The sequence below is a fragment of the Streptomyces sp. NPDC021356 genome, assembly GCF_040641015.1.
Lineage (GTDB): Bacteria > Actinomycetota > Actinomycetes > Streptomycetales > Streptomycetaceae > Streptomyces.
The window spans coordinates 185,836-201,602 of the sequence record NZ_JBFACU010000004.1; the positions used below are offsets into that span (position 1 = coordinate 185,836).

The 15,767-nt window shown below is 73.1% G+C and carries 10 protein-coding genes and 1 pseudogene; 7 read left to right on the forward strand and 4 right to left on the reverse strand.

Annotation, left to right across the window (positions count from 1 at the left end):
• Positions 1 to 116: 116 nt before the first annotated feature.
• The 3 genes from AB0G56_RS06720 to AB0G56_RS06730 form a co-directional block, all read right to left on the reverse strand.
• Positions 117 to 2,750 carry a SpoIIE family protein phosphatase gene (locus tag AB0G56_RS06720; RefSeq protein WP_360964711.1) on the reverse strand — a complete coding sequence of 878 codons (2,634 nt, stop codon included), beginning with the start codon at positions 2,748 to 2,750 and terminating at the stop codon, positions 117 to 119.
• 258 nt (positions 2,751 to 3,008) lie between these two features.
• Entirely contained in the window at positions 3,009 to 5,429 is a 2,421-nt protein-coding gene (locus tag AB0G56_RS06725) for an MFS transporter (protein WP_360964714.1), read from the reverse strand.
• A gap of 159 nt (positions 5,430 to 5,588) precedes the next feature.
• Positions 5,589 to 6,032, reverse strand: coding sequence for an SRPBCC family protein (locus AB0G56_RS06730; RefSeq protein ID WP_360964717.1), 444 nt, complete (start codon positions 6,030 to 6,032; stop codon positions 5,589 to 5,591).
• 203 nt (positions 6,033 to 6,235) lie between these two features.
• On the opposite strand from AB0G56_RS06730, the gene AB0G56_RS06735 reads away from it, so the two are divergent.
• The 4 genes and pseudogenes from AB0G56_RS06735 to AB0G56_RS06750 all read left to right on the forward strand — a co-directional run.
• The gene (locus AB0G56_RS06735; RefSeq protein ID WP_360964720.1) at positions 6,236 to 7,372 is read left to right on the forward strand and encodes an Rv2578c family radical SAM protein; all 1,137 of its coding nucleotides are present in this window, start codon (positions 6,236 to 6,238) and stop codon (positions 7,370 to 7,372) included.
• 135 nt (positions 7,373 to 7,507) lie between these two features.
• The gene (locus AB0G56_RS06740; RefSeq protein ID WP_360964723.1) at positions 7,508 to 9,109 is read left to right on the forward strand and encodes an alpha/beta hydrolase; all 1,602 of its coding nucleotides are present in this window, start codon (positions 7,508 to 7,510) and stop codon (positions 9,107 to 9,109) included.
• 69 nt (positions 9,110 to 9,178) lie between these two features.
• Entirely contained in the window at positions 9,179 to 9,577 is a 399-nt protein-coding gene (locus AB0G56_RS06745) for a RidA family protein (protein ID WP_360964726.1), read from the forward strand.
• 20 nt (positions 9,578 to 9,597) lie between these two features.
• Positions 9,598 to 10,125 (forward strand): annotated as a pseudogene (locus AB0G56_RS06750) (GNAT family N-acetyltransferase); the annotation flags it as partial.
• Positions 10,126 to 10,137: 12 nt separating this feature from the next.
• Here the strand turns inward: AB0G56_RS06750 and AB0G56_RS06755 are convergent.
• Positions 10,138 to 10,713, reverse strand: a complete 576-nt coding sequence (locus AB0G56_RS06755) for an adenylosuccinate lyase (protein WP_360964729.1) — start codon at positions 10,711 to 10,713, stop codon at positions 10,138 to 10,140.
• A gap of 395 nt (positions 10,714 to 11,108) precedes the next feature.
• Between AB0G56_RS06755 and AB0G56_RS06760 the strand changes: the two genes are divergently transcribed.
• From AB0G56_RS06760 to ccrA, 3 genes are all read left to right on the forward strand, one after another.
• Positions 11,109 to 12,914, forward strand: a complete 1,806-nt coding sequence (locus tag AB0G56_RS06760; RefSeq protein WP_360964732.1) for a 3-hydroxybutyryl-CoA dehydrogenase — start codon at positions 11,109 to 11,111, stop codon at positions 12,912 to 12,914.
• 232 nt (positions 12,915 to 13,146) lie between these two features.
• On the forward strand, positions 13,147 to 13,974 hold the full coding sequence (locus AB0G56_RS06765) for a TetR family transcriptional regulator (protein WP_360964735.1): 828 nt from the start codon (positions 13,147 to 13,149) through the stop codon (positions 13,972 to 13,974).
• A gap of 451 nt (positions 13,975 to 14,425) precedes the next feature.
• Positions 14,426 to 15,763 (forward strand): crotonyl-CoA carboxylase/reductase, encoded by a 1,338-nt coding sequence (gene ccrA / locus AB0G56_RS06770; protein ID WP_360965203.1) that lies wholly within the window; start codon positions 14,426 to 14,428, stop codon positions 15,761 to 15,763.
• Positions 15,764 to 15,767: the final 4 nt, after the last annotated feature.

The window sequence follows — 15,767 nt, forward strand, 5'->3', positions numbered from 1 at the left end:
ATCCGTCGCGAGCGACGGGCGAGAACGGTCTATCGCGCCCCTCTCCCCCGGGCAAGATCCCTGCACCCGCACCTTCGAACCCGGGCGGGTACGCCTCGGGCGGTCCCGGGCCCTTGTCAGCGCGGGGGCAGCGTCAGCTCGCACCAGACCGTCTTGCCCGTCCTCGTGCGGCTGGTGCCCCACTCACGGGCCAGGGTGCTGACGACGCGGAGGCCGCGGCCGTACTCGTCGGCGGGGCCGGCGCTCAGCAGCGTGGGCAGGTCGTGGTCGTCGTCCTCCACCTCGCACAGCAGGGTGTCGCCCCGGACGAGCCGCAGCGCGACGGGGCGCCCGCGGGAGTGCCGTACGGCATTGGTGACCAGCTCGCTGACCATCAGCTCCGCGGCGTCGGCCAGCCGCTCCAGCCCCCACGCGTGCAGCTGCTCGCGGAGCACCGCGCGGGCCCGCCCCACCTCGGCCGGAGCGCGCGCGAGCCGCCACTCGGCGACGTCGTCCGGCGCGATGCCGTTGAGGCGTGCCATCAGCAGGGCCACGTCGTCCTTGCGGCCCCCGCGCGGGTTCAGGGCGCGGATGATCGTGTCGCACGCGTCGTCCATGGAGGCGGCCGGATGCGCGGCGGACGCGCACAGCGTGGCGAGGCCGGCCCCGATGTCCTCGCCGCGCACCTCGACCAGTCCGTCGGTGCACATCACGAGCCGGTCGCCGGGCTCCACCCGCACGCGCACCGCCTCGAAGGGCACCCCGCCGACGCCGATCGGCGCGCCCGTGGGCAGGTCAAGGAGCTCGCTGCGGCCGTCCGCGGCGCGTACGAGGACCGGTGGGATGTGGCCCGCGTTCGCGAGGTGCACTTCGCCCGCGACGGGGTCGTAGACGGCGTAGAGGCAGGTCGCCAGGTGGGTGTCGCCGAGCCGCTGGGCGAGGTCGTCGAGGTTGCGCAGCAACTGCGCGGGCGGCAGGTCGAGCGCGGCCATGGTCTGCACGGCGGTGCGCAACTGCCCCATCATCGCCGCCGAGTTGAGGCCGTGCCCCATGACGTCGCCGACGACGAGCGCCGTGCGGGCGCCGGGCAGCTTGACCGAGTCGAACCAGTCGCCGCCGACCCGGCCGAGCAGGGTGCCGGGCAGGTAGCGGGTGGCGATGTCGCAGCCCGTCATCCGGGTCGGGATGTGCGGCAGCATGCTGTCCTGGAGGGTCTCGGCGACGCTCTCCTGGTACGTGTACATGCGTGCGTTGTCGAGCACGAGCCCGGCCCGGGCTGCGAGTTCGGCGCCGGTGACCCGGTCCATGTCGTTGAACTCGGCCCGCTCGGGGTGGCGCAGCAGGATCATGAAGCCGAGCACGACGTCACGCGCCTTCAGCGGGACGACGAGCATGGAGCGCCGGCTGATCAGCGGCCGGATGTCCCGCTTCTCGAACTGCGAGGCGATGGCGTGGCCCATCTCCTCGCTGATGCGGGGCACGAGCACGGGCTCCCCGCTCGTCATGCACTGGAAGAAGGGGGTGTGCGCGGGGAAGGGCATCGCCTCGCCGATCGGCACCACGTCGTCCCAGCGGCCGGGTTCGTCGGTGTGCTCCAGGGCCACCCGGTGCCACATGGTCGTGGTGTCGGGCACGCCCGCGGCGAAGCCCTCACCCGCGACGACCTGTTCGCGCAGATAGGTGCCGGCGACGTCGGTGAAGCGCGGGACGACGGCCCGGCTGACCTCGACGATGGTCTGCGCGAGGTCGAGCGAGGTGCCGATCCGGCCGCTGACCTCGTTGAGGAACTCCAGGCGTTCCCGGACGGCGGCGTACTCCAGGTCGACGGGCTCGTCGTCGAACCCCTCGCCGGGCCCGTGCGGCGCGGGCAGGCCCAGGGCGGCGGCCCGCGCGGCCCGCTCCCGGCGGGCCCTGCGCCCGGCCCGCCGGGGCACACCCCAGTCGGGCGTGACGGGGACCCGGTCGTTCTGGCTGAACTCCAGGACCGGGTAGCCCAGTTCGAGGACCTGCGCGACGATCCGGGCGCTCTCGCCCACGCTCATGCCGGGCATGATCTCCGGCAGCCTGCGGGCGAGTTCCTCGGCGCCGGGGAAGTCGGTGTGCAGCGCGAAGGCGGGCGCGATGCGCTCGAAGGCGCCGAACCCGGCCGCCGTCCCGCGAACGGCACCGGTGGCGCCCGCACCGCGACCGTCCTCGCCGCGGCCTTCCTCGCCGCGGCCGTCGGCGCCCTGGCCGTCCTCGCCGCGCCCTCGGGCGCCATGGCCGTCCTCGCCCCGGCCGTCGGTGTCGTGGCGCAGCGCGTCCGCGTCGGCCGCCAGCACCAGCAGCCGCTCCGGGCCTGGACCCACCAGCGGGTACGCCCACCACAGGACGTCGAGCCGGTCCCGTCCGGGCACGGTGAGCCGGGCGCGGCCCGCGGCGGGGTAGGACAGACGGCCGTCGAGGGAGGTCTCCAGGCCGGGCCCGAGCCCGTCGTGGGCGGCGTACTCCGGGTGCGGGAGGCGTTCGGCCGCGGCTGTCGTGCCGGTCGGGTCGCCCTCGTCGGGCAGGGCGCCGGAGACGGGCAGCAGGTCGGCCGCGGGCCGGCCGATGGCGTCCTCCTTGCCGGTGGCGAACATGCGCCGGGCGCCGGTGCTCCAGTGCGACACGAGGCCGTCCTGGTCGACGACGACCACGGCCAGCGGAACCCGTCCGGCCACGGCCCGCGCCGCCCCGGCCCCGCTCCCGGCAGCGTGACCGGAAGGCGCGTCCCCGTCGGTGCCACGGTCCATGGCCCAGGCCCCTCTCCACGGCTCCGCAAGATCTGTTCCTCGGCCACCACGGTACGGGGCGGTCCGGTCACGATGTGCGGCAAACCCGGGAATTGGGCCCCGCGATCCCGCGCGGTCCGGGCGGGCCGGTACAGCACCCCGCGCGGTCCGGTACGACCCTGCGCGGGCCCCGTGCGGACCAGCCCCCGGACGGCCCGCAGCCGTGGCACACCGCTCACCGGTGTGCCCCGTGCTCCCGCGCCCCGTGCCGGGCCCCGCTCAGTCCTCGTGGCCGAGCTGGAGGTCGCGTTCCGTGCGTCCGCCGCCCGCGACCTGCAGCACCGTGGCGACCGGCGGGTAGCCGGCCGCGATGACGGTGTACTCGCCGGAGGACAGGTCCACGAACCGGAACGTTCCGTCGGGTCCGGTGGTGAGCGTGTCGACGACGTTGCCCGCCGCGTCGAGCAGCGTCACGCGCGCGTCCTCGACCGGCCGTCCGCCGCCCGCCCGCACGGTGCCGCGCAGGACGGCGCCGCCCGCCAGTTCGACGTCCTGGCGGGTCTCGCGGGCGGCCTGCACGCTGACGGGCAGCGCGGCCGGGCGGAAGGCGGGCGCGCTGGCGGCGAGGGTGTACTCCCCCGCGACCAGTTCGGTGATGACGTAGCCGCCCTCGCGCCCGCTGCGGGTGCTGGCGACGACCTCGCCGTGCACGTTGGTGAGGGTGACGGTGGCGTCGCGCACGGGCGTGCCGTCCGCGGTGCACACGCTGCCCGCCAGGCGCCCGGCGCCGCCGAGGACGACGTCGAGTTCGACGGGCCGCTCACCGACGGTCACGGAGACGGCCTGCGGCTGGTGCCCGCCGGCCGCGGCGATCAGGACGTACGAGCCGCTGCCGGGCGTGGACAGCGCGTACCGTCCGTCCTCGCCGCTCGCGCCCCGCCCGATCTGCTGCCCGCCGACGTCGATCAGGGTGAGCGCCGCGCGCGGTACGACGGTCCCGTCCGCGTGCTGCACCGTGCCGCAGACGGGGACGCCGGCCGGGTACGGCGCCCGGGTCGGCGGCACCGTGTGGTTCAGGGGCGCCGGCTCGGTCTCGAAGACGGTCGGGGCGGGGATGTTGTGGGACACCAGCGGTTTCTCCTTGAGGAAGAAGGCGATGATCAGGCCGAGGGCGAGCACCGGCACCAGGTAGAGGAAGATCCGCGGCATGGCGTCCGCGTACGCCCGGATGTAGGCGTCGCGCAGGGCCGGCGGCAGCGCGTGCACCACCTGCGGGGTGATCGACTCGGGGTCGGGGAGGGCGGCGCCCGCGCGCGCGGGGACGCGGTCGCGCAGGGCGGCGGAGAGCCGGTCGGCGAACAGGGTGCCGAAGACGGCCGCGCCGACGCTGCCGCCGATCTGGCGGAAGTAGTTGTTGGCGCTGGTCGCGGTGCCGAGGTCGGCGGGGCGCACGGAGTTCTGCACGGCGAGGACGAGGACCGGCATCACCAGGCCGATGCCGGCGCCGAGGACGGCCATCCAGATGCTGTACTCGAGGCGGGAGGTGTCGACCTGCATGCGGGACAGCAGCCACATGCCGACGACGGACAGGGCGCTGCCGAGCAGTGGGTGGATCTTGTAGCGGCCGGTGTGGCTGATGAGCTGCCCGGAGACGATGGAGGCGACGACGATGCCGCCCATCATGGGCAGCATGAGCAGCCCGGACTCGGTGGCCGACGCGCCGTCGACCATCTGCAGGAAGGTGGGCAGGTAGCTGGCCGCGCCGAACAGGGCGACGCCGATGACCAGGCCGACCAGGCCGCTGACGGTGAAGACGGAGTCGCGGAAGAGCCGCAGCGGGATGAGGGGCTCGGCGGCGAAGCGCTCGGCGACGACGAAGAGGACGGTCGCGACGGCCGCACCGGCGCCCAGTCCGAGGATGACGTGCGATCCCCAGGCGTACTCGGTGCCGCCCCAGCTGGTCAGCAGCACCGCGCAGGTGGAGGCGGTGCCGAGCAGCAGCGTCCCCAGGATGTCGAAGCGGGCCCTGGTCCGCGGCCTGGGCAGTTTGAGCACGACGGTGACGACGACCAGCGTGACCAGGCCGAAGGGCACGTTGACGTAGAAGCACCAGCGCCAGGAGAGGTGGTCGGTGAAGTAGCCGCCGAGGAGGGGTCCGGCGACGGAGGCGAGTCCGAAGGCGGCGCCGATGAGTCCCATGAACCGGCCGCGCTGCCGGGGCGGCACGATGTCCGCGATGATGGCCTGCACGCCGATCATCAGGCCGCCCGCGCCGAGTCCCTGCACGGCGCGGAAGGCGATCAGCTGGTCCATGGTCTGCGCCCGGCCGGCCAGCGCGGAGCCGATGACGAAGACCGCGATGGCGAACTGGAAGACGCCCTTGCGGCCCACCAGGTCGCCGAGCTTGCCGTAGACGGGCAGTCCCACGGTGGCGGTGAGCAGGTAGGCGGTGATCGCCCACGACATCCTGTCCAGGCCGTGCAGCTCCCCGACGACCTTGGGGAGCGCGGTGGCGACGATCATCTGGTCCAGGGCGGCCAGCAGCAGCGCGAGCATCAGGCCGACGAAGACCAGGCGGACCCGGCGCGGGGTGAGCGGTTCGCGGCCGGCCGGGAGCACGGCGGTGCTCCCGGCGGGCGCGGCGCGGGACTCCGGTGGCGCCGTGACCGGTTCGTCCTGCGCCAGAGTGATCCCGCCCACTTGACCTCTCCCTCGTCGCACTGTCGCGCAGTTTCCGCGCGTAAAGCGACAACTACGGACAGGGCCCCGGGTTACGCCGGAACGGGGGGCGGTGCGGAGATCACTCGAACCGGTGACGCGGCCAACGCGGGCCGCTGGGAGGCGAGTTGCCCGGCCGGACTACTTCTCGACCTCGGCGGCGAGCCGGCCGAGCAGGTCGTCGTAGATCCGGCCGAGGCCCTTGGGGGCGAACGTCTTCTCGAAGAAGCCGCCGATGCCCCCCGCGCCCTGCCAGGTGGTGGTGACGACGACACGGGACCTGCCCTCACCGGCCGGGGTGACCCGCCAGGTGGTGACCATGGAGGAGTTGCGGTCCTTCTCGACCAGCTCGCCGTCGGTGGGTTCGCTCACCTCCAGGAGGCAGTCGCGCACGCGCTTGCTGGTGGCCTGCAGCTTCCAGTGGACGAGGGTGCCCTCGCCGTCGCCGCCCTCGCGCACCTCGTACTCGCTGAAGTGCTCGGGCAGCAGCCTCTCGCGGGTGCCGCTGTAGTCGGCGAGGGCGTCGAACACCTTCTCCGCGTCCGCCGCGACGACCCGCTCCGTAGTGGCCTCGACCTGCGCCATGGGGTTCCTCCAGGACATCCGTTCTCAGGGTTGGGGCAAGCCAACCACCCCGCCCATCGGGCCCCCAAATCGGGGTGCGGCAAGTGGTCGGAACCGGCACGGCGGGCGATCGGGAACGGCGCCGGAGCGGGTCACCCGCGGTCGCCCGCACGATCAAGGGAACATGTGTTCTATTCTGTGGCCAGTGCTACCGAGGAGGCGTCATGCGCTGGGACAACCTCACAGCGGACTTCGGGAACGCCGGGGAAGCCGGGTACTCCGCACACTCCGGGGACGGCGGACACAGCCGGGCCGACTCCGCGCTCTTCGGCGCGGACGCGGTCACCACCCGCACGTTCGACACGCCCGAGTTCCGCGGGATCACCTTCCACGAGGTCCGGGCCCGTTCGATCATCAACCGGGTGCCCGGGGCCTCCCGCATGCCGTTCGAATGGACGGTCAATCCCTACCGAGGCTGCACGCACGCGTGCGTGTACTGCTTCGCCCGCAAGACACACAGCTACCTGGACCTGGACACCGGCCTCGGTTTCGACACCCAGATCGTGGTCAAGGTGAACGCGCCCGAACTGCTGCGCCACCAACTCGCCGCCCGCCGCTGGCAGGGCGAGCACATCGCGATGGGCACGAACGTCGACTGCTACCAGCGCGCCGAGGGCCGCTACCGCCTGATGCCGGGCATCATCTCCGCGCTGCGCGACCACGCGAACCCGTTCTCCATCCTGACCAAGGGCACCCTGATCCTGCGCGACCTGGACCTGCTCGTGCAGGCCGCCGACGTCACCGACGTGGGCATCTCCGTCTCCGTGGGCTTCACCGACCACGAGCTGTGGCGCACGGTGGAGCCGGGCACGCCCGCGCCGGAGCGCCGCCTGGACGTCGTGCGCACCCTCGGGGAGCACGGCATCGGGTGCGGGGTGCTGATGGCGCCGGTGATCCCCTTCCTCGGCGACGACCCCGCGCAGCTGCGGGCGACGGTGCGGGCGATCGCGGCGGCGGGGGCCACCTCCGTCACCCCGCTCACCCTCCATCTGCGGCCCGGCGCCCGCGAGTGGTTCATGGCCTGGCTCAAACAGCACCACCCGCACCTGGTGCGCCGCTACGAACGGCTGTACGCCGAGGGCGCCTACGCGCCCAAGTGGTACCAGCGCCGGATCACCCGTCAGGTGCACGAGCTCGCCCAGGAGTACGGCATCGGCCCCGCGCGCGCGGGCGCGGCACGGCGCATCCGCCCGCAGGGGCCCTCCCGGGACCGGGATCGGGACCGGCGTCCCCACGACCCGCCCTCGGCCCTCTCGCCCGCGCCGGCACCGCCCGAACCGGTCCAGCTCTCGTTCATCTGAGATCGTTCGAGCGCATCGATCAGCCCGATCGGGTCAACAATCCTCCCAGCGCGTTCTTGCGGGGGTGCTTTCCGGGACGATGCGGCGAGGACCGCGGGACGCGCGGTCCGCAGCCTCTCCGTCCTGGGAGGACGCATGAGAAAACGCGCTGCCGTGCTGTGCGGTGCCGCACTCGTCGTCGCGGGTTCCGTCACCGCCGCCCCCGCCGACGCGCGCACATCGCACCCCGCAGCCGTCTTTCGAGCCGCCGGGATCAGCTGGAAGAAGTGCGGCACCACCGAACATCCGACGCTCCAGTGCGGCACCGTGAAGGTGCCGCTGGACCATCTGCGGCCGTCCGGGCGGCAGATCACCCTGGCGTTGTCCCGCGTCCCGCACACCGCGAAGACGTACCAGGGGCCGCTGCTGGTCAACCCCGGTGGCCCCGGCGGCAGCGGGCTCTCACTGGCCTCCTTCGTCGCCTCCGCGCTGCCCGAGGCGGTCGCCGCCCAGTACGACGTCGTCGGCTTCGACCCGCGCGGGGTCGGCGAAAGCAGCCCGGCGCTCAACTGCGCGCCGGGACACTTCAAGACCGTACGCCCGGACTCGGTGCCCGCCACCGCCGCGCTCGAACAGGCCAACCTCGCCCGCGTGCGCTCCTACGCCGCCGCCTGCGCGAAGAAGTACGCGGACGTGCTGCCGCACATCGACACGGTCGACGCCGTCAAGGACATGGACACCATCCGCGGGGCCCTGGGCGCGCGGCAGATCAACTACTTCGGCTACTCCTACGGCACCTACCTGGGCGCGGTGTACGCCAAGCTGTTCCCCGAGCGGGTGCGCCGCCTGGTGCTGGACTCGATCGTCGACCCGGACGGGATCTGGTACGACGACAACCTCCAGCAGGACCGGGCCTTCGACGCCCGCCACCGCGCGTTCATGGCCTGGGTCGCACGGAACGACGGGGCCTACCGCCTGGGCACCGACCCGGCCCGGGTCGAGGCCGAGTGGTACGGGATGCGGGCGGCGCTCGCCCTGAAGCCCGCGGCCCGGAAGGTCGGCGCCTCGGAGCTGGAGGACACCTTCATGCCCGGCGGCTACTACAACGGCTACTGGCCCTACCTCGCCCAGGCGTTCGCCGCGTACGTGAAGGACGGGAAGACCGGCCCGCTCGTCGAGGCCTACGAGGACTTCGGCGCCGTGGACGCCGCCGGGGACAACGGCTACAGCGTCTACTCCGCGGTGCAGTGCCGTGACGCCGCCTGGCCGCGCGACTGGCGGCAGTGGCGCGCGGACACCTGGGCGGTGTACGACAAGGCGCCGTTCATGGCCTGGAACAACGCCTGGTACAACGCGCCGTGCGCCTTCTGGCCGACCTCGGCCGAGCGTCCGGTGGACATCGCCAACCGGGACCTGCCGCCGGTCCTGCTATTCCAGGCGAGCGACGACGCGGCCACCCCGTACGAGGGCGGCGTACGCGTCCACCACCTGCTGAAGGGCTCCAGCCTCGTCGTCGAGGAGGGCGGCGGCAACCACGGCATCACCCTGAGCGGGAACTCCTGTCTGGACGAGCACCTGTCGGCGTACCTGAGGGACGGCACCGTGCCGCGCGGCCCGGCCGGCGGGGCCGACGCCGTCTGCCGGAAGGTGCCCGACCCGAAGCCGCTGAACGCCAAGGCCTCGGCCGCGGCGCCCCCGCGCGGCACCGGCGCGGCGCGCGGTGCGGCCCTGCACGACCTGGTCCGCTTCCGCGGCTGACCACCTGACGGGCCCTCGGGAGCGGGGGGCGGACCCCCGACTGTCATACCCCTGGTACACCATGGGGGCATGAGCTCACTGACCAGGATCCCCGCCCCCGAGGGCGTCGCCCCCGCCGCCCAGTACTCCCATGTCGTCATGGGCACCGGCCGGTTCGTCGCCGTCTCGGGCCAGCTCGCCCTGGACGAGGACGGCGCCCTCGTCGGGGAGGACGACCCGGCGGCCCAGGCCGGGCAGGTCTTCGAGAACATCCGCCGCTGCCTGGCCGCGGCAGGCGCGACCTTCGACGGCGTCGTCAAACTCACCTGCTTCGTCACGGACATGACTTACATGCCGGCCATCCGCGCGGCCCGCGCCGGCCACCTCCCCGACGACCGCCTCCCCGCGATCTCGGCCGTCCAGGTCGCCGCCCTGATACGCCCCGAGTTCCTGATGGAGATCGAGGCGTTCGCGGTGGTGGCCGGGTGAGGGACTTACGGGTCCGCGAGATGACGCCCGCGGACTGCACCCGGGTGGCGGGGATCCGCGTCCGCGCCTGGCAGAGCGCCTACCGGGACCTCGTGCCCCGCTCCGCCCTGGACGCGCTCAGCGTCGAGCGGGACACGGAGCACCGGCGTGCGCTCCTGGCTCGGGGGGACGCGAGCGTGGTCGATCTGGTCGCGGTGGGGCCGCCCCCGGCACCGTCGGCGCACGGGAGCGGGGACGGGGAAGTCCTCGGCCGGGTCTGCCACGGGCCCTACCGGGACGGTGAGGTCCGCACCGGTGACGCCGAGGTGTACGCCCTCTACGTCGGCCCCCGGTGGTTCGGCGGCGGCGCCGGGCACGCCCTGCTGACGGAGTCCGTGCGCCGATGCGCCGCCGCCGGATTTGGGCGGGTGTTCCTCTGGGTGCTGAAGGGGAACGGCCGTGCCCGGCGCTTCTACGAGCGCGCCGGGTTTCGCGCCGACGGGGCCGAGCAGTCCACCGAGGTGGACGGCGTCGCCGTACCCGAGGTGCGGTACGTCAGGGAACTGCCCGGCCGAGCGGGCTCACCTCTGCTTCGGCAGCCGGGCCAGGGCGTGGACGGCTGCCTCGGCGAGGGTCGGGTGGGCGAGGGCCTCGTCGAGGACCGGGCGAGCTCGGGCGTCGCCGAGTGCGCCGAGGCCTTCCACGCAGGCGAGGGCCACCCGGCGGTAGGGGTCGTGCGGGCTCAGTCTGCGGCGCAGGGTGGTGATCAGGGCGGGCACCGACTCGGGGGCGCGCAGCATGACGAGGAGGCGCACGGGGTGCAGGGCGTAGGCGACGCGGAGTTCGTTGGTGGCGAGGGCCGCCGCCGCGCGGGCCGTGCGGGGGTCGCCGAGGCGGGCCAGGGCGTGCGCGGCGGCGGCGCAGCGCGGCGGGTCGCGGTGGTTGAGGAGCAGGACGAGGGACTCGAAGGCGCGGCGGTCGCCCGCGGTCCCCAGCCGGAAGGCGGCCAGTTCCCGGGCCCACAGCGGTCGGCCCGCTGCGGTGAGGACATCGGCCAGTTCGTCGAGGTCCTCCGTCGCCACGAGTTGCCGGAACTCCGCCGTCCCGCCCGACTCCTGCCGTAAACGCTCCGTGAGTGATCGCAACTCTTCGTCCACGAAGGCCACCTTAGAGGCGTGGTCGGCCGCGCGGGAGGGAGCGCGCGCATTGTGGACGCGGGCCTCTGGCGCGCTCGTTACCAACGGGTTAAGCTCAGACGAGCGAGCTACCCGCTCGCACTGACTCGCAGTGGCCTGGTGACGCAGCCACCGCGAGTGTGGTCGGTTCGGCGCCCGAGGTGCCGCGCTGGTACCACCGGTACCGCTGTACGACCCGGCTCCGGGACAGAGCCGGCCGGCCTTCCGCCCGCTCGGCGTGTGCGCGCCCGCGGCGAAGGTCCCGGGCGTGTGCGCTCGCAGCCCGGCAACACCCGCACTCTCATCCTCCGCACCCGGTGCGCCCTCGGCGCACCGGGCCGCGCTCCCAGTCGTCACCCCTCATCTGGAGTCCCGCGATGGCCACTCCCCTCCGCGACACCCCCGCGTCCCCGCTCAAGACCGTGGCCGTCGTCGGCCTCGGCACCATGGGCACCGGCATCATCGAAGTCCTGGCCCGGGCCGGCCGCGAGGTCGTCGGCATCGACGTCAGCGAGGCCGCGACCGCCCGGTCCGTCGCCGCCCTGGAGACCTCGACCGCCCGCGCCGTGGCGCGGGGGCGGCTGACCGGGCAGGAGCGAGCGGACGTCCTCGCCCGCGTGCGCACCCACACCGACCTGACCGCCGCGGCCGACGCCGACCTGGTCATCGAGGTGACACCGGAGTCGTACGACATCAAGCACCGCGTCTTTCGCGAACTCGACGGCATCGTGCGCCCGGAGACGATCCTGGCGACCGGCACCAACGCCCTGTCGGTGACCCGCCTGGCCGCCGACTCCGCCCGTCCCGAGCGCGTGCTCGGCCTGCACTTCTTCAACCCGGCCCCGGCCATGAAGCTGGTCGAGGTCGTCTCCTCGGTGCTGACCTCGCCGCAGGCCGTCGCCGCCGTCACCGACCTCGCCGTCGAACTGGGCAAGGAGCCGGTCGCGGTCGGCGACCGCCCCGGGTTCGTGGCCGACGGGCTGCTGTTCGGCTACCTCAACCAGGCCGCCGCGATGTACGAGGCCAAGTACGCCTCCCGGGAGGACATCGACGCCGCGATGCGGCTCGGCTGCGGGCTGCCGATGGGCCCGCTCGCGCTGCTCGACCTGATCGGCGTGGACACGGCGCGCACGGTGCTGGAGGCCATGTACGCCGAGTCCCGCGACCGGCTGCACGCCCCGGCGCCCGTCCTCAAGCAGCTCAGCGAGGCGGGTCTGACCGGCCGCAAGGCGGGCCGCGGCTTCTACACCTACGCCTCGGCGGGCAGCGACGCGGTGGTGCGGGACGCGCTCACCCCGCTGGACGGCGACGCCCTCGTCCCCGGCAGGACCGTCGGCTCCGTCGGGGTGGCGGGATCGGGCACCATGGCCTCCGGCATCGCGGAGGTGTTCGCCAAGGCCGGCCACCAGGTCGTGCTCGCCGCACGCAGCGCCGAGAAGGCGCAGGCCGCCAAGGCCCGTATCGGCAAGTCGCTTTCACGCTCTGTCGACAAGGGCCGGCTGTCGGCCGAGGCCGCCGCGCAGACCCTCGACCGGATCACCGCGACCGACACGTACGACGACTTCGCCGACGTGGACCTGGCCGTGGAGGCCGTCGCCGAGGACCTGGCCGTCAAGCAGCAGTTGTTCGGCACGCTGGACAAGGTCTGCAAGCCGGGCGCGGTGCTGGCGACCACCACCTCCTCGCTGCCCGTGGTCGCCTGCGCCCGTGCCACCTCGCGTCCCGAGGACGTGATCGGCATGCACTTCTTCAACCCGGCGCCGGCCATGAAGCTGGTCGAGGTGGTGCGGACGGTGCTGACGGCGGACGACGTCCACGCCACCGTCCGCGAGGTGTGCGCCAGGATCCGGAAGCACCCGGTGGACTGCGGCGACCGGGCGGGGTTCATCGTCAACGCCTTGCTGTTCCCGTACCTCAACAACGCGATCAAGATGGTTCAGGAGCACTACGCCTCCCTGGACGACATCGACGCGGCGATGAAGCTGGGCGGTGGCTACCCGATGGGACCCTTCGAACTGCTGGACGTCGTCGGCCTGGACGTCTCACTCGCCATCGAGAAGGTCCTGCACCGCGAGTTCCGCGACCCGGGCCTGGCCCCGGCGCCCCTCCTGGAGCACCTGGTGGCCGCGGGCTGCCTCGGCCGCAAGACGGGCCGCGGCTTCCGCGAACATGCCCGGCGCTGACCGGGCGGGCGGCCGGGAGAGCGACCGGACAGGCGACCGGACGGGCGACGGCGCGAGCGGCCGGACGGAGGGCCGGGCGGGCGGCCGGACGGGGGGCCCGCCCGGTGGCCGGCTCCGGGGCGGCGCGGAGTGGGGCGGTCTGCTCGATCCGGCCGCCCCGCCCCCGCTCACCGGGGCCGACGAAGACCGGGCACCCGCGCACCGGGCTGCGCGTATGCAGTACGTTCGGGTCATGCCCCAGCCCGCCAAGTCCTCACGTACACCCGCCACGCCCGACGCGCCGGAGAGCGCCGCGGGCTCCCGCGCGGCCGCCCAGCGGCTCAAGATGCGCCGGGAACTGGCCGCCGCCGCGATGGAGCTGTTCGCGACCAAGGGGTACGAGGCGACCACGGTCGACGAGATCGCCGCGGCGGCCGGGGTCGCCCGCCGCACCTTCTTCCGCCACTTCCGCTCCAAGGAAGAGGCGATCTTCCCGGACCACGACGACACCCTCGTCCGCGCCGAGGCGGTCCTGAACGCCGCCCCCGCGCACGAGCACCCGCTCGACACGGTCTGCCGCGGCATCAAGGAAGTCATGAAGATGTACGCGGCCCGGCCGGAGATCTCGGTGGCCCGCTACAAGCTGACCCGCGAGGTGCCCACGCTGCGCGAGGCGGAGATCGCCTCGGTGGCCCGCTACGAGCGCCTGTTCACCCGCTATCTCCTGGGCCACTTCGACGAGCGCGCGCACGCCGACGACGCCAACGACGACCCGCTGCTGGCCGAGGTCGCCGCCTCTGCGGTGGTCACGGCGCACAACCACGTGCTGCGGCGCTGGCTGCGGGCGGGCGGCCAGGGCGACGTGGAGGCACAGCTGGACCACGCCTTCGCGATCGTGCGCAAGACGTTCGGCACCGGGATCGGGGCCGGCCGCACCACGGCCGGTACGCCGGCCCGCCCGGCCGCCGCCACGCCCGCGGCGGTGTCCCGGCAGGGCGAGGTCCTGGTCACCGTGGCCCGCACCGACGCCCCCCTGGACGAGGTCATGCGGACCATCGAGGAGGCACTGAAGGGCCGCTGAGCACCTTCCGGACCACCCGGCGCCGCACGGCGCCCACTGACGGCCACCCCTCGGGGTGGCCGTTCCGGCTTGCCGGAGGGGTTTTCCACCCGCCGTCGAGACTCCTCCGATCGATCATCGCTCATCTGTCGCGTAAAGATTTCGTCTGAGCGAAATTCATGGCACTCAGTGCCTTGCGAGCTGACACGCGGTGTCATACGTTGAAGGTGTCCGGGCGACCGGCACGCAGCGACCGCATCGCGTGCCGACTGTCCCGGCGGGCCCCGCCCGCACGCCCGGACGCCTGCGTCACAGGCACCTTCCGCGCCACAAAGCGCTGCCACGCACCACCGCCGCACCGACGGCACCCGCCGAACCGACGGCACCCACCCGAAACCCCTCAGCAGCACCGACGTAACCCCCAGCGCCCCCTCCCTCAGGGGCGCTCATCGCCGGAGGCAACACCGTGACCGTGAAGGACATCCTGGACGCGATCCAGTCGCAGGACGCCACGTCCGCCGACTTCGCCGCACTGCCGCTCCCCGAGTCGTACCGCGCGATCACCGTGCACAAGGACGAGACGGAGATGTTCGCCGGGCTGGAGACCCGCGACAAGGACCCGCGCAAGTCGCTGCACCTGGACGAGGTGCCGCTGCCCGAACTCGGCCCGGGCGAGGCCCTGGTGGCCGTCATGGCCTCCTCGGTCAACTACAACTCGGTGTGGACCTCGATCTTCGAGCCGCTGTCGACGTTCGGCTTCCTGGAGCGCTACGGCAAGGTCAGCGAACTGACCCGCCGGCACGACCTGCCCTACCACGTCATCGGCTCCGACCTCGCGGGCGTCGTCCTGCGCACCGGCCCCGGCGTCAACGCCTGGAAGCCGGGCGACGAGGTCGTCGCCCACTGCCTGTCGGTCGAGCTGGAGTCGTCCGACGGGCACAACGACACGATGCTCGACCCCGAGCAGCGCATCTGGGGCTTCGAGACCAATTTCGGAGGTCTCGCCGAGATCGCCCTCGTCAAGTCCAACCAGTTGATGCCCAAGCCCGGCCACCTCAGCTGGGAGGAGGCCGCCGCCCCCGGCCTGGTCAACTCCACCGCCTACCGCCAGCTGGTCTCCCGCAACGGCGCCGGCATGAAGCAGGGCGACAACGTGCTCATCTGGGGCGCGAGCGGTGGCCTCGGCAGTTACGCCACGCAGTTCGCGCTGGCCGGCGGCGCCAACCCGGTCTGCGTCGTCTCCTCGCCGCAGAAGGCGGACATCTGCCGCTCGATGGGTGCCGAGGCGATCATCGACCGCACCGCCGAGGGCTACAGGTTCTGGAAGGACGAGACCACCCAGGACCCGAAGGAGTGGAAGCGCTTCGGCAAGCGCATCCGCGAACTCACCGGCGGCGAGGACATCGACATCGTCTTCGAGCACCCCGGCCGCGAGACCTTCGGCGCGAGCGTCTACGTCACCCGCAAGGGCGGCACCATCACCACCTGCGCCTCGACCTCGGGCTACATGCACGAGTACGACAACCGCTACCTGTGGATGTCCCTGAAGCGCATCATCGGCTCCCACTTCGCCAACTACCGCGAGGCCTGGGAGGCCAACCGGCTCATCGCCAAGGGGAAGATCCACCCGACGCTCTCCAAGGTCTACTCCCTTCAGGACACCGGCCAGGCCGCCCACGACGTGCACCGCAACGCCCACCAGGGCAAGGTCGGCGTGCTGTGCATGGCCCCCGAGGAGGGGCTGGGCGTGCGCGACGAGGAGATGCGCGCCAAGCACGTGGACGCCATCAACCGCTTCCGGAACATCTGAGAGG